At 75.9% G+C, this 20,823-nt stretch carries 17 protein-coding genes and 1 pseudogene; 10 read left to right on the forward strand and 8 right to left on the reverse strand.

The features are described 5' to 3' along the window. Positions 1-92: 92 nt before the first annotated feature. From AC3CHW_RS29165 to AC3CHW_RS29175, 3 genes are all read left to right on the forward strand, one after another. A complete protein-coding gene (locus AC3CHW_RS29165; RefSeq protein WP_488468432.1) occupies positions 93-842 on the forward strand; it encodes a FadR/GntR family transcriptional regulator in 750 nt (249 codons plus the stop codon). Positions 843-948: 106 nt separating this feature from the next. Continuing rightward, on the forward strand, positions 949-1,428 hold the full coding sequence (locus AC3CHW_RS29170; protein ID WP_488468433.1) for a hypothetical protein: 480 nt from the start codon (positions 949-951) through the stop codon (positions 1,426-1,428). A gap of 223 nt (positions 1,429-1,651) precedes the next feature. Continuing rightward, complete coding sequence (locus tag AC3CHW_RS29175; protein ID WP_488468434.1) at positions 1,652-3,778, forward strand: DUF5107 domain-containing protein; 2,127 nt, start codon at positions 1,652-1,654, stop codon at positions 3,776-3,778. 263 nt (positions 3,779-4,041) lie between these two features. Here the strand turns inward: AC3CHW_RS29175 and AC3CHW_RS29180 are convergent, their stop codons facing one another. From AC3CHW_RS29180 to AC3CHW_RS29195, 4 genes and pseudogenes are all read right to left on the reverse strand, one after another. Beyond that, entirely contained in the window at positions 4,042-4,401 is a 360-nt protein-coding gene (locus AC3CHW_RS29180; protein ID WP_488468435.1) for a VOC family protein, read from the reverse strand. A gap of 24 nt (positions 4,402-4,425) precedes the next feature. After that, complete coding sequence (locus AC3CHW_RS29185; protein WP_488468436.1) at positions 4,426-5,256, reverse strand: methyltransferase domain-containing protein; 831 nt, start codon at positions 5,254-5,256, stop codon at positions 4,426-4,428. Positions 5,257-5,547: 291 nt separating this feature from the next. Further along, the gene (locus AC3CHW_RS29190) at positions 5,548-7,122 is read right to left on the reverse strand and encodes a phosphatase PAP2 family protein (RefSeq protein WP_488471202.1); all 1,575 of its coding nucleotides are present in this window, start codon (positions 7,120-7,122) and stop codon (positions 5,548-5,550) included. Between the two features lie 633 nt (positions 7,123-7,755). Continuing rightward, positions 7,756-8,175: pseudogene (locus tag AC3CHW_RS29195) on the reverse strand (CBS domain-containing protein); the annotation flags it as partial. Between the two features lie 552 nt (positions 8,176-8,727). On the opposite strand from AC3CHW_RS29195, the gene AC3CHW_RS29200 reads away from it, so the two are divergent. After that, a complete protein-coding gene (locus AC3CHW_RS29200) occupies positions 8,728-9,315 on the forward strand; it encodes a TIGR03086 family metal-binding protein (protein ID WP_488468437.1) in 588 nt (195 codons plus the stop codon). A 115-nt stretch (positions 9,316-9,430) separates the two neighbouring features. Here the strand turns inward: AC3CHW_RS29200 and AC3CHW_RS29205 are convergent, their stop codons facing one another. Further along, positions 9,431-9,979, reverse strand: coding sequence for a type 1 glutamine amidotransferase domain-containing protein (locus AC3CHW_RS29205; protein ID WP_176160841.1), 549 nt, complete (start codon positions 9,977-9,979; stop codon positions 9,431-9,433). A gap of 421 nt (positions 9,980-10,400) precedes the next feature. Here AC3CHW_RS29205 and AC3CHW_RS29210 point away from each other — a divergent pair, with 421 nt between their 5' ends. Then, complete coding sequence (locus AC3CHW_RS29210; RefSeq protein WP_387601716.1) at positions 10,401-11,195, forward strand: SigB/SigF/SigG family RNA polymerase sigma factor; 795 nt, start codon at positions 10,401-10,403, stop codon at positions 11,193-11,195. An 88-nt stretch (positions 11,196-11,283) separates the two neighbouring features. On the opposite strand, the gene AC3CHW_RS29215 is transcribed toward AC3CHW_RS29210, so the two are convergent. Then, positions 11,284-13,086 carry a PAS domain-containing protein gene (locus tag AC3CHW_RS29215; RefSeq protein WP_488468438.1) on the reverse strand — a complete coding sequence of 601 codons (1,803 nt, stop codon included), beginning with the start codon at positions 13,084-13,086 and terminating at the stop codon, positions 11,284-11,286. Between the two features lie 184 nt (positions 13,087-13,270). Between AC3CHW_RS29215 and AC3CHW_RS29220 the strand changes: the two genes are divergently transcribed. Beyond that, positions 13,271-14,209, forward strand: coding sequence for an ANTAR domain-containing response regulator (locus tag AC3CHW_RS29220; RefSeq protein WP_488468439.1), 939 nt, complete (start codon positions 13,271-13,273; stop codon positions 14,207-14,209). Here the strand turns inward: AC3CHW_RS29220 and AC3CHW_RS29225 are convergent. Continuing rightward, on the reverse strand, positions 14,148-14,705 hold the full coding sequence (locus AC3CHW_RS29225; RefSeq protein WP_488471203.1) for a hemerythrin domain-containing protein: 558 nt from the start codon (positions 14,703-14,705) through the stop codon (positions 14,148-14,150). The two genes, AC3CHW_RS29220 and AC3CHW_RS29225, sit on opposite strands and share 62 nt — an antisense overlap. Positions 14,706-15,076: 371 nt before the next feature. Here AC3CHW_RS29225 and AC3CHW_RS29230 point away from each other — a divergent pair, with 371 nt between their 5' ends. Both AC3CHW_RS29230 and AC3CHW_RS29235 read left to right on the forward strand, forming a co-directional pair. Next, the gene (locus AC3CHW_RS29230; protein ID WP_488468440.1) at positions 15,077-16,402 is read left to right on the forward strand and encodes an aminotransferase class I/II-fold pyridoxal phosphate-dependent enzyme; all 1,326 of its coding nucleotides are present in this window, start codon (positions 15,077-15,079) and stop codon (positions 16,400-16,402) included. Between the two features lie 174 nt (positions 16,403-16,576). Continuing rightward, a complete protein-coding gene (locus AC3CHW_RS29235) occupies positions 16,577-17,680 on the forward strand; it encodes an MBL fold metallo-hydrolase (RefSeq protein WP_488468441.1) in 1,104 nt (367 codons plus the stop codon). Positions 17,681-17,798: 118 nt separating this feature from the next. On the opposite strand, the gene AC3CHW_RS29240 is transcribed toward AC3CHW_RS29235, so the two are convergent. Next, a complete protein-coding gene (locus AC3CHW_RS29240) occupies positions 17,799-18,368 on the reverse strand; it encodes a hypothetical protein (RefSeq protein WP_488468442.1) in 570 nt (189 codons plus the stop codon). Between the two features lie 175 nt (positions 18,369-18,543). On the opposite strand from AC3CHW_RS29240, the gene AC3CHW_RS29245 reads away from it, so the two are divergent. Both AC3CHW_RS29245 and AC3CHW_RS29250 read left to right on the forward strand, forming a co-directional pair. Beyond that, complete coding sequence (locus AC3CHW_RS29245; protein ID WP_488468443.1) at positions 18,544-19,056, forward strand: GNAT family N-acetyltransferase; 513 nt, start codon at positions 18,544-18,546, stop codon at positions 19,054-19,056. Between the two features lie 291 nt (positions 19,057-19,347). Further along, positions 19,348-20,559: a serine hydrolase domain-containing protein gene (locus AC3CHW_RS29250; RefSeq protein ID WP_488468444.1), complete on the forward strand. Its 1,212-nt coding sequence runs from the start codon at positions 19,348-19,350 to the stop codon at positions 20,557-20,559. The last annotated feature ends 264 nt before the right edge of the window (positions 20,560-20,823 follow it).

Consider the following 20,823-nt stretch of genomic DNA (forward strand, 5'->3'; position numbering starts at 1 on the left):
ATGATTATGGAGATCATGCGGGTGGCTTTCCAGGGGTGTCAAGGGAGTGCGATGCTATTCGTCATAATCAATTCGCGAGAACGGTGAGCCAAGTGGAAGCCACGGACGACAGCAGGAACAGGCGCTCATCAGCCACGCCCGTCAGCACCGGCGCGCGCGAGAGCGACGAGCCCCCCGCGCTACGGCGAGGCGAGTGGGAGCGCCCGCCCGCCGCCTCCCGTGCCGAGGTGGCCGCCGAGCGCATCGCCGAACTCGTCGCCGGCGCCGAGCCCGGCGCGCGCCTGGGCACCAAGCACGAACTGCGCGCCGAGTGCGGGGTCTCCGTCGGTACCTTCAACGAGACCCTGCGCCTGCTCCAGTCACGCGGACTGGTCACCGTCCGGCCCGGCCCCGGTGGCGGCCTCTTCGCCGCCGAACAGTCGCCCATGCGCCGCCTCGGCAACTCGGTACTCGCCCTGGACACCCAACGGCCGGACGAGGTGTGCGGCGAGGAGGCCCGGCGCATCCGCGACGCCCTGGGCCCGCTGCTCGCCGAGGACGCCCTCTGGCACGCCTCGCCGGCCGACCTCGCCGACCTGCGACGCATGCTCGCCGACGTCACCGCCGCCGCGGACGCCGACGACCCGGACGCCTTCGCCGAAGCCGACCGTCAGTGGCGCGTCCGGCTCGCCGCCATCAGCCCCAACGCGCTGCTGCGCTCCGTGTACGCCACGCTCCTGACCCTCGCGGCAGCCGCTCCCGTCGCCGACCCGGCGGAGCGGTGCGCGCGGCACGCGGCACTCCTCGACGCCTTGGAGGCCCGCGACCGCGCGACGGCTCTGGAAGCGGCCCAACCCACCTGAGGCGCCGTAGCCTCGCGGCCCTGGGCGCTCACCACGCGCCCACCAGCGGTTCGGACCCCGCGGGAATCGACCCTCGTACGCCGGGACCCGCGTGCAGGATGGCCCCATGAACGTTGAGGACGTGAGCTTCAGAATCCCGCGCGGAGCGTCCGGCTTCTTCCGCCCGCAGGACGGCCCGTTGCCCGTCACCGACCTCGCGACCTTCCGTACCGCGCTGTACGCGGGCGCCCGCGTCGCCGGGGGCACGGTGGGTGGGTGGGAGCCGCAGACGTATCCCCGCACGTTCCACACGGCGACGGTCACCCACCCCCACGGCACGGACGAGTCCGTTGTCCTCTGCCACGCGCACCACCCCTGGGTCGCGTTCGCGCGGGAGGACCGGAACTGGTACACCGACGAGTTCCTGGTGCCACCACCGTGGGCCCGCGTCTTCGGTGACCTGGGCTTCACCGTGCTGTCACGCGCACAGCTCACCATGGCCCTGTCAGCCGTCGACACCTCGGCCCTCACCAGGACGGAGTGGCGCCAGGTCCGCGCCTACGGCATCACCACGCTCGGCGGAGTCCTCTTCAACGCCTGGGCCTGAGACAGGGCGACCCAACGCCCGGGCCCGGGAGCGAGGGTACGGTCGTACGCCGACAACGCACTGGTGGCACGGCCACGACGCGCCGGCCCCGCGACGTCAACACCGGCAGGCGAATGAACCCCACCCCCCTGAAGCCCTGTTCAGCGGCGCTCACACCATGTTCCATGGTGATCACGCGGTCGCAGCGAGGCGGTCGCGGGTGTAAGGACCGAGAGAGGCAGTAGTGGTAACGAGCGTGCGACGCACCACCCTCACCCTTCCCGCCGCCGCGCTGGGCCCGGAGAACCCGCTGCCCGCTCTGCGTCCGTTGGACGAGGTCCACCAGATCGACGACCACACCCGCGCGGGGCTGCCCGACCAGATGGCCCGGCAGGTCGCGTACGAGCCGCTGCGTTCGATACTGCCCACCAGGCTGCGCGACGCGTACACCCGAGACCGGGTACCGACCGAGCTGGACGCGATCGTGATCGAGAACGACCGGCTGCGGGCGACCGTGCTGCCCGGGCTCGGCGGGCGCGTCGCCTCCCTCTTCCACAAGCCGACCGAGCGCGAACTGCTCTACCGCAACCCGGTCCTGCAACCCGCGGACTTCGCGCTCAACGGCGCCTGGTTCTCCGGCGGCATCGAGTGGAACATCGGCGCCACCGGCCACACCACCCTCTCCTGTGCCCCCGTGCACGCGGCGACCGTGCCCGCCCCGGACGGCTCCGGCGGCCGGATGCTGCGCCTGTGGGAATGGGAGCGGCTGCGCGACCTGCCCTTCCAGGTGGACCTGTGGCTCCCGGACGGCTCGGACTTCCTGTACGTGGGCGTGCGGGTGCGCAACCCGCACCCGCACCCGGCGCCGGTGTACTGGTGGTCCAACATCGCCGTCCCGGAGACCGAGCGCACCCGGGTGCTCGCGCCGGCCGAGGCCGCGTACCACTTCGGCTACGAGCGCGACCTGCGCCGGGTGCCCGTGCCCCACTGGCGCGGCGTGGACCACACGTACCCGCTGCGCGGCACGCACGCCGCGGACTACTTCTACGACCTGCCCGCGGGCGCCCGGCGGTGGATCGCCGCGCTGGACGGCGACGGGCACGGCCTCGTGCACACCTCGACCGACCTGCTGCGGGGCCGCAAGCTGTTCCTGTGGGGCGCCGGCAGCGGCGGCCGGCGCTGGCAGGACTGGCTCACCGAGCCCGGCACCGGCGGCTACGCCGAGATCCAGGCCGGCCTCGCCCGCACCCAGCTCGAACACGTACGGCTCGGCGCCGAAGAGGACTTCAGTTGGCTGGAGGCGTACGGTCCGCTGAGCGCCGACCCGACCACCGTGCACGGCGACGACTGGGCCGCGGCGCGCGGCGCGGTCGCCGAGCGGCTGGCGCGGGCACTGCCCCGGGCCGACGTCGAGGCCGCGTACCAGGCGTGGCTGCCGAGCGCCGACACCGAGCCCGACGAGGTGCTGGCCAGCGGCTCGGGCTGGGGCGCCCTGGAGGTGGAGCGCGCCGGGTACGCGCTGCCGGGCACGCCGTTCGCGCCCGCCTCGCTGGGGGCGGACCAGCAACCGTGGCGCGAACTGCTGCGCACCGGCGCGCTGCCGGCGCCCGAGTTGGCGACACCACCCGGCACCTCGCTGGTCTCCCGACCCTGGCGCGAACTCCTGGAGACCGCCGACGCGGACGTCCTGGTGGACCCGCACCTCAAGTACCACCTCGGGGTGGCCCAGTGGCACGAGGGCGACCGCTCGCAGGCCGTACGGAGCTGGGAGCGGGCCATCGAGATCAGCGACTGGTGGCCCGTACTGCGCTGCCTGGCCGTCGCCGACCAGACGGACGGCCACCCCCACCGCGCCGCCGACCGCTGGCTCGCCGCGTTCCACGGCGCGGTGGGGGAGTGGCGCGAGCGGTACGGGGAGGGCGGCGACGGCAGCGCCACGGCGGCCGACCGGGAGGCCGGTGCGGAAGGCGGTGACGAGGGCGGCGCCGAGTGGCGGGCCGCGCTCGCCGGGCTCGGGCGCGAGACGGTGACCGCGCTCCTCGCGGTGGACCGGGCGGCACAGGCGCGGGACGTGCTGGCCGCGCTGCCGGCGGCGGTGCGCGCCCGTGGCCGGTTCGTCCTGCTCACGGCCCAGGTGCTGGTCGCGGGCGGCGACGCGGCGGGCGCCCGCGCCCTGTTCGACGCCGGCTTCGAGGTGGACGACCTGCGCGAGGGCGACGAGACGCTGAGCGACACGTGGTTCGCCGTGGCCGAACGCCTCGTGGCCGCCGACCCGGAGTCGGCCGGCCTCGACGCCGACGCGCTGCGGGCCCGCGCCAGGGAACTGCACCCGCTGCCCGACCGCTACGAGTTCCGCATGCGGCCCGCCTGATGGCAGCCGGCTGACGCTCGACGGGTTGGTGGTGGGTGGTTGCCTGGTGGGTGGTGGGTGGTGGGTGGCGGGTGGCGGGTGGCGGGTTGTGGGTCGTGGGCTGGTGGGTTGTTGGGGTGGGTTGCGGGCCGGTTGGTGGGGTGGGGCCTGGTTGGTGGGTGGCTCCGGGGCGGGTGGAGACGGTCGAGCCGGCCGCCGCGTGGGTGCGGTGGCCGGCTCGGGGGCGCGCGGAGCGCGTGGCGCGTGCGGCGCGGGGTGGTGGGTCAGGCGGTCGGCTGGGGGTTGCGGTCCACGTACTCGAAGACCGAGCCGTCCGGGTGCCGGGCGACCAGGTTGCGGCCGATCGGGGTCGGCAGCGGGCCGGCGATGATCTGCGCGCCGACGGCCTTGAGGTCTGCCACGGCCGCGTCCACGTCCCGGACCGCCAGGGTGGCCGTGACCTTCTTCAGGATCTCCATCTCGGCCGCCGGGCCGCTCATGAGGAAGAAGCAGCCGACCGCGGCCACCGAGACGTTGCCCCGTTCGAAGCGCATCGCCTGCGCCCCGGTCAGCCGCTCGTAGACGGCGATCGCGGCGTCCAGATCCGCGACGCACACCCGCAGTGAAGTCCCCAGAATGTCCATGCGAACGAGCCTAGTTGAGCCAGGTCACACGCGACACAGGAGCTCTCCGTGGAGCACGGCGAACCAGCCGTCGGACGCCGCGCCCCACGTCCGCCAGGCGTCGGCCGCCGCCCGCGACTCCTCCTCGGTAGCGTGCCCGCCGGCCACCACGCGCTCCTGGTAGGCGGGCACCAGCGTCCGGTCCGCCCACAGCCCGCTCCACCAGGCGCGCTCCTCCGGCGTCGCGTAGCACCAGGTGGCGGCCGACGCCGTGACGTCGGTGAACCCCGCCTGCCGGGCCCAGGACAGCAACCGCCGCCCGGCGTCCGGCTCGCCACCGCTGGCGCGGGCCACCGCGCGGTAGGTGGCCAGCCAGGCGTCGAGCGCGGGCACCCGCGGGTACCAGGCCATGGCGGCGTAGTCGGCGTCGCGCACGGCCACCACCCCGCCGGGCCGGCACACCCGGCGCATCTCGCGCAGCGCGGCCACCGGGTCCGCCACGTGCTGGAGCACCTGGTGGGCGTGGACCACGTCGAACGAGGCGTCCGGGAAGTCCAACCGGTAGACGTCGCCGACGGCGTACGTGACGTTGTCGAGGCCGCGCTCGGCGGCCACGGCGCGGGCCTGGTCGAGCACGGCGCCGGCCGCGTCCACGCCCGTGACCCGGCCCGGCGCGACCCGGGCCGCGAAGTCGGCGGTGATGGTGCCGGGCCCGCAGCCGACGTCGAGCACCGAGCGCCCGGCGGTCAGCTCGGGCAGCAGGTAGCCGGCCGAGTTCTCGGCGGTGCGCCAGGTGTGGGAGCGCAGCACGGACTCGTGGTGGCCGTGCACGTAGTGCGCGGCGCGGCGCGGCGTGCCGGTGGGCGACGAGGGCATGGCGAACCTTCCGTAACTCCGGTCAGAGCGCGGCGACCCGAGCGGGCGCCACTCCCGCACCGTACGTCGCCGTCTCGCTCCGCGAGAGAGGCGTCTTGGCATGTGAGAGGCCCGGGTGTGTCGCCTCCGGCCCGGCCGGGCGGGGCTTCGGCATCTCCGGCCCGGCCGGGTGGGCTCGGGCATCGCGTGCCCGCTGGCCCGCTTGCCCGCCTGTTCGCCCGGCCGGGGCGTCGCTGTTTCCGCCGTCGCGGTCGCTGCTCTCGACGCTGTCGCCGTCGCCGTCGCCGTCGCTCAGACCTCGAGCGGGCGGTAGACGCGCAGCGCCTCGTTCACCTTGTCCAGCGTCAGGCCGCGCGGGGCGCGCGTGATCTCGCCGTCGTACGCCAGGTCGGCGCCCTCCGGGATCTCGTCCACGCGCAGGTGCCGCAGTCGGGCCTCCGCGTGGACGGGGGAGCGGCGCAGGACGCCGAGCAGCGCGGCCGACAGGAGCCGGGCGCGGGGCAGCCGACCGCCGTGCACCATGCGCACGTCGAGCAGGCCGTCGGCGAGGTCGTGCCGGCTGGCCGGGGCCGAACCCACTCCGCGGTACGAGCAGTTGCCCACGAAGAGCATCCACACCGCGCGGCGCTTGCCGTTGATGACCAGGTCGAGCGGCTCCGCCGTGCGCAGCACCTGGGCCGCGGCCAGCACCTCGGCCGCCCAACTGCCCACGCGCCCCGCCCAGCGCTCGCGAATGCGCACCATCTCCGGGTAGCAGCCGATGCTGAAGGTGTTGACGTAGTGCGTGGCCGTCGACGTGGCCGCCCCGTCGGCCGTGAACCGCGCCAGGTCGACGGCGACCGCCTGACCCGCGGTCACCGCCCGGCAGGTGTCGTCGACGGTCTCCAGGCCCAGGTCGTACGCGAAGTGGTTGAGCGTCCCGCCGGGCAGCACGGCCAGCGGCAGCCCCTCACGCGCGGCCACCGCCGCCGCGGCGCTGACCGTGCCGTCGCCGCCGCACACCCCGAGCGCGCCGCCGACCTCGGTGGCCCGGCGTGCGGCCTTCTCCAACAGCTCGATCAGCGAGGGCGGTTCGGCGGGTGCCGTGTGCGACGTGGCCGCGCCACCGTCGCTCTGCTCGGCCGCCGCCCGCGCCCGCTCGTCCTCCGGGACCAGGTCCGGCTCCGGGTCGGGCGTGAAGGTCCAGAACTCGGCCTCGGGCAGCGCCTCGCGGATCGGGTCCAGCGGGTCGGCGCGCGGTGGCCACACGCTGGTGGCGCCCGAACCGGAGTTGGCCACGACGATCAGGCCCCGGCCGCGCGGCAGCGCCGGGGCGTCCGTGCGGGGGCGCGCGGCGGGCGGCAACTGGGACCGGGTGGGCACCAGGCCGCGCACGGCGAGCGCCGCGCCGGCGCCGAGGGCCGAGCCCACGAGGACGTCGCTGGGGTAGTGCGCGCCGGTGTAGATGCGGGAGAAGGCCACCGACGCGGCGATCGGCGCCACCACGGCGCCCCAGCGCGGCGACTCGAGGGCCACCCCCACCGCGAAGGCTGCGGCCGACGCGGAGTGACCGGAGGGGAAGGAGGTGGTGATGGGCTGCCGACGCAACCGGCGGACCATCGGGACGACGTGCACCAGTGGCCTGGTCCGCCGCACCGAGCGCTTGGCCACCGTGTTGACCGTCAGCGACGCCAGGGCGAGCGAGGCCACGCCGCGCACCGCGGCCCGGCGCGTGGTGCGGTGGCCGGTGGCCGCCATGCCCGCCGCCAGGGCCAGCCACAGCCGCCCGTGGTTGGCGCTGTGACTCAGCCCGGGAAGCACGCGCTCGGCACCCGGCCAGTGCCGGGACGCCACCGCGTGGAAGAGCTTCTTGTCGAGCCCGACCATCCAGTGGTCACCGACGCCGGGGTGGCCCGGCGCGGGCGTGACGTCGGTCGCCGCGGCGTCGAGCGCGGCGCGGGCGGCCCGCGTCGCCCGGGCGCGCCGCAACGGCGCGCGGCGCGCACCGCGCCACCCCTCGGCAGCCGCGGCGGCGCGCGACAGCAGGGCGTCGGGCGCGCCGACCACGGCCGACAGGGCGAGTGGGCCCGCCGGCCGCAGCCGGGCCGGCCACGAGGCCCGGTCGCCCGCGCGCCCTGGCGACGCCCACGCCGCCGCCAGGCCCGACGCCCGGTCACCCCCACGCGACCGGCGCGCCGTGCCCCATCTCCCGCCCTGACCTGCCATGCGTGACTCCTTCGTTGAACCTGCGCGTGGCCGCGCCACGGCTGCCCCGCCTACCCAGCGCCGGCCAGCGTAGGCCGGACCGGCCCGTAGGCGCTGGTCAGGGCGGGCCTGGCCGGGCCGGGAGAGCGGCGCCTCGGCCAGGCCCGCCGGGGCGCGACCGGGTCGGCCGCGCGCCTGGGGCGGGCGTCAGCGGGCACCGGGCCCGCCCGTGAGGCCGCCACCGAACCCGTCCGTACGGTGGTGGCCGGTCTGTCCGTCCACGGAGTCGCCGGGACCGCCGAGGACGCCCGGGTGGCCGTCGGTGGGCGCGGCCCGGCTGACGTCGGCGAGGGCCGAGCCCGGGTCGTACTGCTCGGCGAGGTCCCCCATACTCACCATGCCGAGCGGCTGACCGTCCTCCACTACGGGGAGCCGACGTACGGCGTACCGGCGCATTAGGTGCGCCGCCTCGGCCACTGTCGTGTCGGGGGTCACCGTGACCGGCTCGGGCGTGCAGATCGCACGGCAGCTCACGGTGAGGGGGTCGGCTCCGTCGGCGACCGCGCGCACGGTGATGTCGCGGTCCGTCAACACGCCGAGCACCCGTCCGTGCTCGGCGACGAGAACGTCTTCGACGCCCCTGGCGCGCATGAGTTGGGCGGCCTCCACCAGCGACGCGTCCGGCAATACCGCCGTCACCTGGGGAGTCATCACCTGCCGTACGTTCCGTGCCATCTCGCTCCGCCTTGTCCGTGGGCTTGGGGCGTGGGTCCGCGCCCCCGCTGCTCGGGGCTACCGCCCCGGGCCTGGCCCGTCCAGGCCCATCGCCGAGCGCGAGTACCCGAGGGCCGCCCGGTCACACGGGAGGCTGGTGACAACGTTGTGCCGCCGCGCCGGGGCTCGCGCTCCGGCGAGCCCGGACCGCCGTGCCGGGGGCACCGGGAGTGTGCGCGGGATGCGCGGAGGCCGTACGCGGTGGGTGTGCGGGGCGCGCGTGCGGGCTGGGTGTGTGCGGCGCGCGTGCGCGGTGGGCGGGTGCCTGGTACGCGGTACGCGGTGTGGGCGCGCTCGGGGAGGGGACCCGGGCGCTGGCTGAGCGGCCACCTGTCGGCGCGGTGCGCGCCGGCGGGCGCCGGGCGCGGGTGTCAGGGCCCGCGCCCGGCGCGTTGTCGCGCCACCGGGCGCCGGGGTCACCGACGCCGCGTACGGCCCGGCCGGTGCGCCACCGGTGGCAGCGCGCGGTGGCGGAGCGGGCGGGTGGGGAGATGTGTGGGGACAATGGGGCGCATGGCTGAGACGACGGACGAACACCGGGTGGCGCAGCGACACCGCGAGGCCATCGAACTCTTCACCGAACGCGTGCACGCCGTCGGCGACGGGCAGTGGTCCGCCCCCACGCCCTGCACCGACTGGTCCGTGCGGGACCTGGTGAACCACCTGACGGTCGAACAACTGTGGGTGCCGGCGCTGGTCCGCGACGGCTCCACCATCGAGGAGCAGGGCGACCGCTTCGACGGCGACCAGTTGGGCGACGACCCCGTCGCGACCTGGGACCGCGCGGCCGAGGGAGCGCTCGCCGCGTTCGCCGAGCCGGGCGCGCTCGAGCGGACCGTACACCTCTCCTCGGGGACGGACAGCGCGCTGGCCTACTGCTCCCAGATGACGATGGACGCCGTCGTCCACGCGTGGGACCTGTCACGGGCGATCGGCGCGGACGAGCGACTGCCACGGAACCTCGTGGACTTCGCCGTACGCGAGGTCTCGCCGTACGCGGCGGACCTGGCGCGCACCGGCCTGTTCGCCCCGGCCGTCACCCCGCCGCCGGGCGCCGACGTGCAGACCAAGCTGCTGTCCCTGCTCGGGCGGCGCCCCTGACCCGAGCCGGCCCGCGCCGCCGAGCCGCGCGCCCCGCGCTCCGGCCCGGGCGCCGGGGCGCGCGGCGTGGCCATAGGCCCCGCCGGTCGCGCCCCGGTCAGCGCGGGAGTGGCCGCTACCGGTCCCCCGAGACCCGGCCGAACTCCGCCAGGAACGCCTCGTTGAACGCGGGCAGGTCGTCCGGCTTGCGGCTGGTGATCAGCACGTTCGGGCCGCCCGAGCAGACCTTGACCTCCTCGTCCACCCACTCGCCGCCCGCATTGCGGATGTCCGTACGCAGGCTGGGATACGAGGTGAGGGTGCGGCCCCGGACGACGTCGGCCTCGACCAGGGTCCACGGCGCGTGGCAGATCGCGGCGACCGGCTTGCCCGCCGCGAAGAAGTCCCGGACGAACGCCACCGCCTTCGCGTCCTGCCGTAGCGCGTCCGGGTTGGCCACGCCGCCGGGCAACACCAGACCGTCGAAGGTCTCGATGTCGGCCTCGCCGACGAGTTCGTCCACCGGGAACGTGTCGGCCTTGTCGAGGTGGTGGAACGCCTGGACCTTGCCGGAGGCGGTGGACAGCAGGGCCGGGGTGCCCCCCGAGGCCCGTACGGCCTCCCAGGGATCGGTCAGTTCGACCTGCTCGACACCCTCGGGAGCGGTGAGAAACGCGACTCGCATGGTGGAAGTCCCTCTCTGATCTCGTGCTGGCTGTGCTCTGTTGCTGGTGGTTGCTGGGTTGCTGTTGCTGGCGTTCCGGCCGCTGCTCGGTATGGCCCGGTGCGGCCGGACAGGTCATGTGTGCCCCCGCTCCCTCGATAGTTGCTCGACGCCGTGTACGCCAATCGAGGGGCTTCGCCCAAGAAGGTGCCACACCCGATCGGACACCCTGCTCCGCCGACTTCCCAGGGAAGCGGGGTTTGCCCCCGCGGACCCTCGGGCACCCGAAGGACGTGCTTCGGACCGGAGGCACAACCCGCGGGAGGCTCTGGCCACCTGTGCGGGCCCCGTCCGGTCCGCGTGCGCCACTCCCGCGATGACATCCCCGCTCGCCGTCCCCCACGGCGACGCACCGATGCACTGACTTCAGGGAGAGCGGAACATGACGTCCGTACGTGCACGCAAGCGGCACCCGCACGATGACGCCCCGGACACCTCGGCCGAGTTCCGACGTATTGACGAACTCCCCGACGGCCCGGAGAAGGACGCGCTGCGCCAGCGCGTCATCTGCGCCTGGATGCCGATGGCCGAACGGATCGCCGCCACCTACCGCAACCGCGGCGAGAGTGGCGAGGACCTCAAGCAGGTCGCCATGCTGGGCCTGGTCAAGGCGGTCAACCGCTACGAACCGGGCCGTGGCACGGCCTTCGAGAGCTACGCCGTGCCGACCATCGTCGGCGAGGTCAAGCGGCACTTCCGGGACCACCTGTGGAGCCTGCACGTGCCGCGCCGGGTACAGGAGCTGCGGCAGAAGGTGCGGGCCGCCATCCAGGAGCTGACCCGCACCCCCGACGGCCGGCGGCCCTCGGTCGAGGACGTGGCACGCCACACCGGGCTGTCCGAGGCCGACGTGCGCACCGGCATGGGCGCCCTGGACAGCTTCGCGGCCCTCTCGCTCGACGCCGAACTGACCGGCGCCGCCGACGGCTACTCGCTGGTGGACACGCTCGGCGCCCCCGAGCCCGACTACGACCGCATCGTGGATCGCGAGGCCGTCAAGCCCAAGCTGCACGCCCTGCCCGAACGCGAGCGGCGCATCCTCTACCTGCGCTTCTTCTGCGACATGACGCAGAGCCGGATCGCCGACCAGCTCGGCATGTCCCAGATGCACGTCTCCCGGCTCATCAACCGCACCTGCGCCCGGATCGGTGAACGGGTGCTGGCGGACGCCGCGTGAGAGGGCGCCCGGCGCGCGGCGCGGACCGCGCCGCGCGCCGTGACCCCCGGCCGGGCCGCCCACCACGCGGCGGGCGGCGGCCGGCGCCTCAGCGCCCCGGCGGGCGCGTCGGGTCCGACGGGTGCCGCGGCTCCGGCGCCCGGGGCGCGCCCCCGGGCCCGGCGCCCGGCTCCGTGGGTGGGGTGTGGCAGACCTGCTGGCTGACCTGGCCCTGGTCCGGGCCCGCCGCCGCGCCGGCGTGCCCCGCGCCTCCCACGGGGCCGGCGGCGCATGCCGTGGTGCCCGCTGGGGCGGGCGTGCCGGTCCGGTCCCCACCGATGGGGGCGGCACCCGTCGCGGTGGCGCACGTCGTGGCGGCGACCGCCGGCGACCCCTCGGGTCTGCCGGGTCTCTCAGGTCTGTCGGGTCTGTCGGGTCTGTCCGGCGTGTCCGGTGCGCCGGGCGCGGCCGGCCCGTTCCGGGTCGCGGCGCCGGAGGCGGCGGCGCGGTCCAGGGCGAGCGCCAGGTGTCGGGCCGCGCGGTCGAGCGCGCCCGCCTCCGCCATTCCGAACGCCCCCCGGGCGCCGGTCCGGAACACGGTGAGCGCGCCCTGAACGGGCCCGGCGTCCGCGACCCGCAGCGGCACGCACAGCAGCGACGTCACCTCGGCGGCCACCAGCACCGGCGCGCCGGACGCGTCGCGGCCGAACGCCGTCACCTCGTCGGGGCGTACCTGGAGCGCCGAGGTGCCGCTGCGTACGGCGCCCGCCACCAGCGGGCAGTCGGCCGGGTCCTGGGCGGCCACGGTGGCCACCAGGTCGCTTCCGTCGTCCGGGCCGCAGACCACCAGGCGTCGCAGCGGGAGCGCGCCCCCGGGCCCGGCGCCGGGCGGCGCCTCGACGGGCGTGCCCGGCGGCGCGGTCTCGGCCGCCGTGGGGGCCGTGGCACCACCGGTGCCATGAGCGGTGCCCCCGAAGGTCGCGACCTCGGGGGCACCTGCGGTGGCGGGCGTCTCGACGCGTTGCCCACCACCTCCGGTGCCGTCGCGGTTGGCCCAGTCGACGACCACCCAGTCGGCGAAGCGCCGGTGGAGCACCTGGGCGGCGCGCAGGGCGACCGCCTCCGGGTCGGCGTCGGGCGGCGCGCTCAGCAGCGCCGTGGCCGCCTCGTCCACCAGGTCGAGCACCTCCGCCTGGCGCGTGACCTCGGCGAGGTCGGGCTGGGCGGGCGAACGGCTGGGGCCGAGCGAGAAGCCCGCTGCGGTGGGGCCGTTCGTCGCGCTCGCGCCGTCCGCGGGCTGGAAGACCGCGAGCACCGCGAGCTGCCGCTCGTCCGGCGGGCGTATCGCGCCCAGCGTGACCCACAGCGCGTCCGGGGCGCTCTCCGGCCCCGCGTTCTCGGCCTCCGCCGCCCGGCCTGGCAGCCCCGGCACGGGGTCCGTCGCGCCCGGACGGCGCGGGACGCGCGCCAGCAGGATGCGCCCGCCCTCACCCCGGGCCACCGCCGCTATCTGCGAGCGCAGCGCGGCCCGGCCGTCGTGCCGGAACCAGCCGGTCAGCGTGCGGCCCGTGGCGTAGCCGGCCTGGGTGCCGAAGAGCTGGGTGGCGGCGAAGTTCATCCGCCGTACGACCGCCTCCCGGTCCACCAGGGCGACGGCCACCGGCAGCCGCTGGAACAGGGCGCGCAGCAGCCGTTGTTCCTGCGCGTTGCCGCGCCCGTCGCCACGTACGGCCGTCCAGCGCTCGAAACGCGGCCACAGGACGTCGGCGGCGTGCTGGAGCTCCACCAGCGCCGCGTCCAGCGCACCAAGCCGTTCCGCCGCAGGCAGCGCCTGCACGGCGCGCAGTTCTTCCACTCGTCGGCGAAAGTCGGTCAGCTCTTGGCTGAACCCCTCGTCCTCACCCTCTGTCATGGCCACACGCTAACCGTTGCCCGACCCTTCCGGCCCCGCCCCGCCATGTCCGAATGATAGGAACACGCTTGCTCGCGCGTCGTTCACCGTTTCGTTTCCGCCGCGTCGACCCGGGCATCCGAGGAAGCACGAGGAGAGGAGCAGGGGGAAGACGGCCACCGCCCAGGAAAGGAAGCTCGTGAACATGCACGACCGCACATCCGCCGTTCCCCACCAGCCACTCACCCCGCCGCCGGACGCCGGAGTCGCCCTCAGCCGGGAGCTGACGCGGCTCGCCGAGCAGGCCGTCGCGCACACCCCCGGCAGTTGCGGCGCCACCGCGACCGCCGTCGCCGCCCGCGACGTCGCCGCCCTGGCCGGGCCCGGCGACCCGCCCCGCGTCCCGCGCCAGGACACGCCCGCCGGGCGCAGCCGCCCGCCCGCCTCCCGCCCGCCCGCCGAGGCGCCCGGGCCCGACGGCGGGCCCGCCGCAGCCGGCGCGGCGGAGGCCGAGGTGGCCGAGGCCGAGGTGGAGCAGCAACTGACGGCCGCCACCCACCCCGACCTGTCCGCGCTGGTCGCCGTGCAACTCAGCCAGGGCGACGGCCCCATCCCCGCCGCCCTGCACACCGGGCGGCCCGCCGTCACCGACGACCTGTTGTACGAGGAGCGCTGGCCGCGCTACCGGGCCAGGGCGCTGGCGGCCGGCGTACGGGCCAGCGCCACGCTGCCCTTCGAGCACGACGGGCTGGCCGTCACCATCACGCTGTACGGGCTGCGCCCGGGCGTCCTCGGCCCGGCCGACCGGGACACCGCCGAACTGCTTGGCGACCTGACCGTCGCCAACCTGGTATGTGCCCAGCGCTACCGGGCGGCGCTCGCCGAGGTCGACCAGTTGGACACCGCGCTGCGCACCCGACCGGTGGTGGACCAGGCGTGCGGCATCCTCATGCACATCGTGGGCTGCGACGCGCAGACCGCCTTCGACATGTTGCGCCGGATGTCCCAGCGGTCCAACCGCAAGCTCGCCGAACTGGCCGAGACGGTGGTCCGCAGCCGGGGTCGCGGCCTGGAACCGCAGCTCATCGAGTTCGGCCGGACAGCCAGTCCCGCACCCGGTCGACGAGCCCGACCCCGGGGTTGATCAGCTTGTTGAGCGGCGGCCGGTCCGGCGCCTCCGGGTGCGGGTGGGTGGGCGCGGTGCGCTTGGCCGACATCAGACGCAGGCCGAGCCCCATGCGCCGCTCGGCGCTCAGCCGCTCCCGCAGCCCGGGGAAGAGCCGCCCCTCGGCGAACTCGACGTGCGCGGCCACCTCGTCCGTCAGCCGGCGCACCAGCGGTTCGAACCGCTCGTTGACCGGGTCGAGCCCGTCCAGCTCGTTGAGCGTGGCCTCGATCGCCGCCTGCCGTCCCAGGTCGTCGTCGGCCAGCGCGTCGCCGTCCGGCAGTTCCCCACGCACCACCGGGTACAGGTACTCCTCCTCGGCCACCATGTGCCGCACCACGAGGACCGTCACCCGCTCGACCAGGGCGAGCTGCTCCTCGGGTTCGAGGTCCGGCCCGTACGTGGCGAGCAGGCCCTCCACCGCCCGGTGGTCGCTGGCCAGCACCTCCAGGCCGTCCCGCTGCCCCTCGGGCATGGTCGTCACGGTGTGCCCCCTGCTCGTCCTCGTCGTCGCTTCTTCCGCCTGCCGGGCCGCGCGGTGCGACCGCCCCGACCGGGCGCGCCCGGCGGCCACCCTCGCCACGCGGGCACTCACGCGCCCGTTGCGCGGGTCGCCGCGGCGTCCGGACGCCGTGACGCCGGGGCGGCGCCGGGCACCGGCCGAGTGCCCGCACCCCCGACGGGCAAACGCCGTGGCCGGGCCCCCACGTGTCGTGTCGGCCCGCCACCGGAGGCGGGCGGTCCGCGAAGGTGGCACCGTTCGGCGGGTAGGAGAGTATGTGTTGATATGCGTACGCGTTCAGCGCGTAGCAGACCGCCCCGCCCCGCTCGTCGACGGAGGTACCGATGCAGCGGCCCGCCCCGGCTCCGCACAGCGCCGCGACCCCCTGGGCGGCGGAGGGCGCGCTGCCCCCGCTGCCGGAACTCGCCGCCCGCCTTGCCGCCGCCACCGGCCGTAGTCAGCCGGAGCCCGTCGGCGGCGCGCCGGAACTGCACCGCGCGGCCTGCGGCTACTGGGCCCGGCGTGGCCTGCACACCGCCCCTGACCAGGTGTTCGCCGGGGCCGGAGGCCAGCCGCTGCTGCTGGCCCTGCTCGCGGCCAGCGGCGGCGACGTGCTGCTGACCCGCCCGTCGGCGGCCTGGTACGCGCCGCTCGCCCGGCTCGCCGGCCGCCCCACCTACCACGCCCCGGCGCCGGCCCCGAGCGGCGGAGTGCCCGACCCGTTCGCGCTCCTGGAGACCGTGCGCCGGGTCCGGGCCGAGGGCGGCGACCCGCGGGTGCTGGTGCTCGCGGTCGCCGACGACCCGACGGGCACGGTGGCGCCCCCCGAGCTGCTGCACGAGGTGTGCGAGGCCGCCGCGGCGGAGGACCTGCTCATCATCAGTGACGAGACCTGGCGCGACACCGTGCACCCCACCGCCGCCGACCCGCCGCCCACCGCCGCGACCGGCCCGCCACCCCGCCCCGGCGGCGCGGCGCCCCCCGAACCGGCGGACGGCCCGGAGCGGCCCGTCACCGGGGGGCCGGGGGAGACCGTCGTCGTCAGCCCGGCCGAGATGGTGCCCGACCGGGTGGTGGTGCTGACCGACCTCGCCGGCGCGCTCACCCCGCCGAGCTGGCCCGCCGCCATCGCCCGCCTGCCCGCCTCCGACCGCGGCGCCGAGCTGCACGCCGGGCTGCTGGCCGCGCTCGGCGCCGTACGCGGCGAACTCCCGGCCCCGGTCGCCGCGGCGGCGCTGCACGCGCTGCGCGAGCCGGCGCCGGTGCGGGCCAGGACGGCCGCAGCCGCCCGGGCCTACGGCGCCGTCGGCACCGCCGCCTACGACCGGCTGACCGACCTCGGCGTACTCAGCCGCCCACCGCGCGCCGGCCACCACCTGTACGTCGACCTGGCGGAGCTGCGCGGGCCGCTCGCCGAACGGGGCATCGCCGACGTGGTGGACCTCGAACGCCACCTGACCCGGCGCCTCGGGCGGCCGGTGCCCGGCGGACACCGGTTCGGGGACGCGCCGGACGACCTGCGGGTGCGGCTGTCCACGCTGCCGCTGCTCGGCGCCGACGACGAGCAGCGGCTCGCCACCCTGGCGGCGCGCGACCCGCTGGAACGGCCGCACGTCCGCGCGGCGTTGACCCTCCTGGAGTCGGCCTTCAGCGAGCTGGCGGCCGACTGACCCGCCCACCCCGTACGCCCCACGCCCCCTCGTACGCCCCCGACCACACCGAGCCCCTCGCCGCCCTGTCGCGGGCGCGCCGGGCGCGTCGGTTGACGGGCGTGACGGGGTAGCCGTGTGAGGGGACGTATCGCCGCGCCCGAGTCCGTTCCCCCGACGAATGGAGTCCTGCCGATGACCGATCAGACCGAGCGGTCCCGCACTGACGCCGGCCCCCGTGGCGCGGGCCGCCCGCACGCCGTGCGCCGCGCGCGCCCCGCGACGGGCCCGCGCCCGCTGCCGGCGCCCCGCCCGCTGGGCGAAGTGCGCCGTTGGCCCCGGACGTTCGCGCACCGGCTGACCGCGCCGCTGCCCGGCGTGCGCGCGTTGGCCAGACTCGCCCGCGAGGGGCTGCTGCGCCCCTCCGACCGGGCCCTGCACACCGTTCCGGAGCTGCCGTTCGCCCCCGGCCCGCTGCCGACGCCCGGGCCCGGCGCGGTGTCGGTCACCTGGGCGGGGCACGCCAGTTGGGTGATCCGCGTCGGCGGGCTGACCGTGTTGACCGACCCGGTCTGGTCCCGGAAGATCCTCGGCACCCCGGCCCGGGTGACGCCGGTGGGGGTGCGCTGGGAGGACCTGCCGCGCGTGGACGCCGTCGTGATCAGCCACAACCACTACGACCACCTGGACGTGCCCACCCTCAGGCGGCTGCCGCGCGCCACCCACCTGCTGGTGCCGGCCGGGCTCGCCGCCTGGTGCCGCCGTCGGGGGTTCACCCGCGTGACGGAACTCGACTGGTGGGAGGCGGTCGAGTTGCCCGCCCCCGAGGGTGGCGCCGTCCGCTTCGACTTCGTGCCCGCCCACCACTGGAGCAAGCGCGGCCTGACCGACACCTGCCGCTCGCTGTGGGGCGGCTGGGTGATCACCGCCCCGCAGACGGTGGGCGAGGGGCCGGCGCACCGGATCTACTTCGCCGGCGACACCGGCTACGGCCACTGGTTCGCCGAGATCGGCGACCGCTACCCCGGCATCGACCTGGCCCTGCTGCCGATCGGCGCGTACGAACCGCGCTGGATGCTGCACCCGGTCCACACCGACCCCGAGGAGGCCGTGCGCGCGCTCGGCGACCTCGGGGCGCGCCGGATGGCGCCGATGCACTGGGCGACGTTCCTCCTCTCGGCCGAGCCGCCGGTGGAACCCCAGCGCCGGGTGCGCGCCGCGTGGGAGGCGGCCGGGCGGGACCGCGAGGACCTGTGGGACCTGCCGGTGGGCGCCTCGCGCGTGCTGGAAGCGCCCTGAACGACGTGCCTCCGACACCCCGCCGACCCGCCGACACCCCGCCGACCCGCCGACGTCCTGCCGCTTCCCGCCGGTGTCCCGACGCCCCGCTTCGCCGACCGGCCGTGGGCGCGGCCGGTCAGCCTCCCGTGGGCGGCGTCGCGCGCCGGCGGCGGTGGTAGGCGAGGGCCAGGGCGATGGTGATGGGTCCCCAGAGGCTGGTCGGGGCGACGCAGACGGTCGCGAGCGTCTCCCAGGCGTCGTGGGAGTAGTCGACGGTGTCGATGACGCCGTACAGGGTGAGCCGGCGGCCGTCGCCGAGCGGCAGGTCGGTGAAGAGCACGGTGAGGACCAGCCCGCCGACCACCGCCGGGACGACGGCCGCCAGCGGCCGGACGCGCCGGCCACCGATGAGCGGTATCCAGCCGGGCGCCACCTCGCCCCATCCGCGCACCAGCCCGATGGCCAGGATGGCCGTCACCTCGGTGAGCACGCTGAGCCCGAGCACGTACGGGACGCTCACCCAGTACGGCGGCATGCCGCCGTCCTGGATCTGCCCCATCTCCAAATGCACGGCGAAGGGCAGCCGCCACAGACACGACGGCAGCAGGAGCAGCGGAAGCGCGTACGCCAGGCGTACCGCCCAGCGCGGGGGCGGCCGTTCGGTGTCGCTGACGGGCGGGGGCAGGTGAAGGATCTTCAGGGACATGGCGAGATCCTCGCGTGGCGGACCCACCGGGGGGATCAACCCGTAGGGCAGAACCCGTACCCCGGTCGAAGGAGAAGGACCAGCGACCACAGGCTGACCCGGCGGCGCCGGACCACCACCATCGGCGTGGACATATCGCCGAGACGGCACCGGCGCCCGCCCGTACGGTGGCCGGATGACAGCGAACTTCGCGGTTCTCCCGGCCACACCGAGCGACGGCGACGCCATCGGCCAGATCCACGCCGCCTCCTGGCGCGCCGCCTACGCCGACTTCTTCTCCCCGGACTTCCTCGCCCAGGCGCTGCGCCGGCGCCGCCACCGCTGGCAGGCCGTGCTCACCGAGCAGCCACGGAACACGTGCCTGCTCGCCACGGCGCACGGGCGTCCGTTGGCGTTCTCCTACTTCGGCCCCTCGTCACCGGAGCCGGACACGGTCGAGGTCTTCGGTTTCTACGGCCACCCGGACGGCTGGGGCACCGGCGTCGCGCGGGCCCTGATGGCCAGCACGCTGACCGCGATCCGGGAGCGGGGCGCGCGCCACGTCCACCTGTGGACGCTGCGGGACACGCCCCGGTCGCGCCGCTTCTACGCCAAGCACGGCTTCACCGAGTCGGGTGTCGTCCGCGACTTCGACTACGGGGACGGCAACCCGCTCCCACAGGTCGAGTACGCCCTGACCGCCGACTGACCCACGGTCACCACGACCCCACGCGAAGGCTGTCCCTCGCGGACAGCACCGCCCACCCAGGCCCGTGGTCCCGCTCTCCTCCTCCGGGTTGGGACCCTCATCCCAGCGGCGTCGTCACGGCCGGGACTCAGGGCCCTCGTGCCCCCGGTCGATGTGCTCGGCGGCGGCTCATCCCTAGCCTCCTCGTACGCGGCCGTCGCACCGCCGCCGCCCCGAGCGGGGCCCGCACGCGCCGCACCGACCCGCCCCGTGTTTCCCGTGCCCGACAGGGCGCGACCAGGAGGTTCCCCCGTGACCACGCGCCACCGTCCGCCGCGCAGCCACCCCCGCCCGGCCGGCTTCCGCTCGGCCCGCACCCGCCCGTTCCGCTCGCGGCGCGTCATCGCCGTGGTGGGGGCGCTCGCCGCGGCCCTGGCCGTCGGCGGCACGCTGCCGACGCCGGCCGCCGCCGACCGCGACTCCCGGGACGTCCTACGCCAGGGCCTCGAACGCCTGGCCCGCGACGACAGGTACCCCGCCGCGCTGGCCGCCACCACGCGCCCCGACGGTCGGGTGCGGGACTACGCGGTCGGCGTCGCCGACCTGCGGACCGGGGCCAGGGCGCCGCTCGACGGCCGGGTGCGGGCGGGGAGCAACACCAAGGCGTTCACCGCGACGGTCGTCCTCCAGTTGGTCGGCGAGGGGAAGGTCTCGCTGGACGCCCCCGTCGAGACGTACCTGCCCCGCCTGGTGCGCGGCGACGGCATCGACGGCCGCCGGATCACGGTCCGCCAACTCCTCCAGCACACCAGCGGGTTGCCGGACTACGTCCCGTACATCGACGACCTGACCGGCAAGGGGCGCCACACCTACGTCCAGCCCCGCACCACGCTCGACCTGGGGCTCGCGCACAAGGCGCTGTTCGCCCCCGGGAAGGGGTGGGCGTACAGCAACACCAACTACACGCTCGCCGGCCTGATCATCGAGAAGGTCACCGGGCGGCCCCTGGCCGAGCAGATCACCCGCCGCGTCATCGACCGCGTCGGGCTGCGCGGCACCTACTTCCCCGGCGTCGGCGACGAGCGCATTCGCGGCGCCCACCCCCGGGGGTACTTCGCCGAGCGGCCCGGGGCGCCGCTGGAGGACATCACGACGATGGACCCCTCCTGGGGCTGGGCCGCCGGGCAGCTCATCTCCACCCCGTCCGACCTGAACCGGTTCTACGCCGCCCTGTTCGGCGGCGAGTTGCTGGCCCCGGCGCAGTTGGCGCAGATGCGCACCACCGTCGCCACCGACGGCGGGTTGTGGCCCGGCGCCCGGTACGGGCTCGGCGTCATCAGCACGCCGCTGAGCTGCGGCGGCCTGGCGTGGGGGCACGGCGGCAACATCCCCGGCTACCAGACCAGCGGTGGCAGGACGGACGACGGCCGCGCCGTGTCGATCGCCGTCACGGCCGACACGCCCACGGTCGCGGACGGCCCGCACCACGTCCTGGCCCTGGTGGACGCGGCGCTGTGCCGGTGACGGGCCGTCGGGAGCGGTAGCGCGGGCCGACGGGCGCGCCAGGTGGCCGTACGGTTCACGGGGTCAACTCACGTGAGCCGTACGGCCGTTGTGGGACCTCGGGAAGTCGTCGCGCCGCGCGGCGGGCCAAAAACCCGGCGGCGTTCGCGCCCGTCCCCGGGCAGGATGGGAGGGTCCTGCCCGCCCGGGCGCCGGGGACGCGGCGAGCGGCTGACGGCGCGGGGGCGGCGGGACCGACCGAAGCACAGGCCGGAGCCGCCCGTC

It is taken from the genome of Streptomyces sp. MGP-BFMKR1, assembly GCF_057766585.1.

What these genes read in the sequence shown, in the direction of transcription:
- AC3CHW_RS29180 (WP_488468435.1), bottom strand. Translation starts at nt 4,401, where the DNA reads ATGGACATTCTGGGGACTTCACTGCGGGTGTGCGTCGCGGATCTGGAC.
- AC3CHW_RS29245 (WP_488468443.1), top strand. Translation starts at nt 18,544, where the DNA reads ATGACAGCGAACTTCGCGGTTCTCCCGGCCACACCGAGCGACGGCGAC.
- AC3CHW_RS29220 (WP_488468439.1), top strand. Translation starts at nt 13,271, where the DNA reads ATGCACGACCGCACATCCGCCGTTCCCCACCAGCCACTCACCCCGCCG.
- AC3CHW_RS29205 (WP_176160841.1), bottom strand. Translation starts at nt 9,979, where the DNA reads ATGCGAGTCGCGTTTCTCACCGCTCCCGAGGGTGTCGAGCAGGTCGAA.
- AC3CHW_RS29190 (WP_488471202.1), bottom strand. Translation starts at nt 7,122, where the DNA reads ATGGTCGGGCTCGACAAGAAGCTCTTCCACGCGGTGGCGTCCCGGCAC.
- AC3CHW_RS29170 (WP_488468433.1), top strand. Translation starts at nt 949, where the DNA reads ATGAACGTTGAGGACGTGAGCTTCAGAATCCCGCGCGGAGCGTCCGGC.
- AC3CHW_RS29225 (WP_488471203.1), bottom strand. Translation starts at nt 14,705, where the DNA reads ATGCCCGAGGGGCAGCGGGACGGCCTGGAGGTGCTGGCCAGCGACCAC.
- AC3CHW_RS29210 (WP_387601716.1), top strand. Translation starts at nt 10,401, where the DNA reads ATGACGTCCGTACGTGCACGCAAGCGGCACCCGCACGATGACGCCCCG.
- AC3CHW_RS29240 (WP_488468442.1), bottom strand. Translation starts at nt 18,368, where the DNA reads ATGTCCCTGAAGATCCTTCACCTGCCCCCGCCCGTCAGCGACACCGAA.
- AC3CHW_RS29235 (WP_488468441.1), top strand. Translation starts at nt 16,577, where the DNA reads ATGACCGATCAGACCGAGCGGTCCCGCACTGACGCCGGCCCCCGTGGC.
- AC3CHW_RS29200 (WP_488468437.1), top strand. Translation starts at nt 8,728, where the DNA reads ATGGCTGAGACGACGGACGAACACCGGGTGGCGCAGCGACACCGCGAG.
- AC3CHW_RS29215 (WP_488468438.1), bottom strand. Translation starts at nt 13,086, where the DNA reads ATGACAGAGGGTGAGGACGAGGGGTTCAGCCAAGAGCTGACCGACTTT.
- AC3CHW_RS29185 (WP_488468436.1), bottom strand. Translation starts at nt 5,256, where the DNA reads ATGCCCTCGTCGCCCACCGGCACGCCGCGCCGCGCCGCGCACTACGTG.
- AC3CHW_RS29230 (WP_488468440.1), top strand. Translation starts at nt 15,077, where the DNA reads ATGCAGCGGCCCGCCCCGGCTCCGCACAGCGCCGCGACCCCCTGGGCG.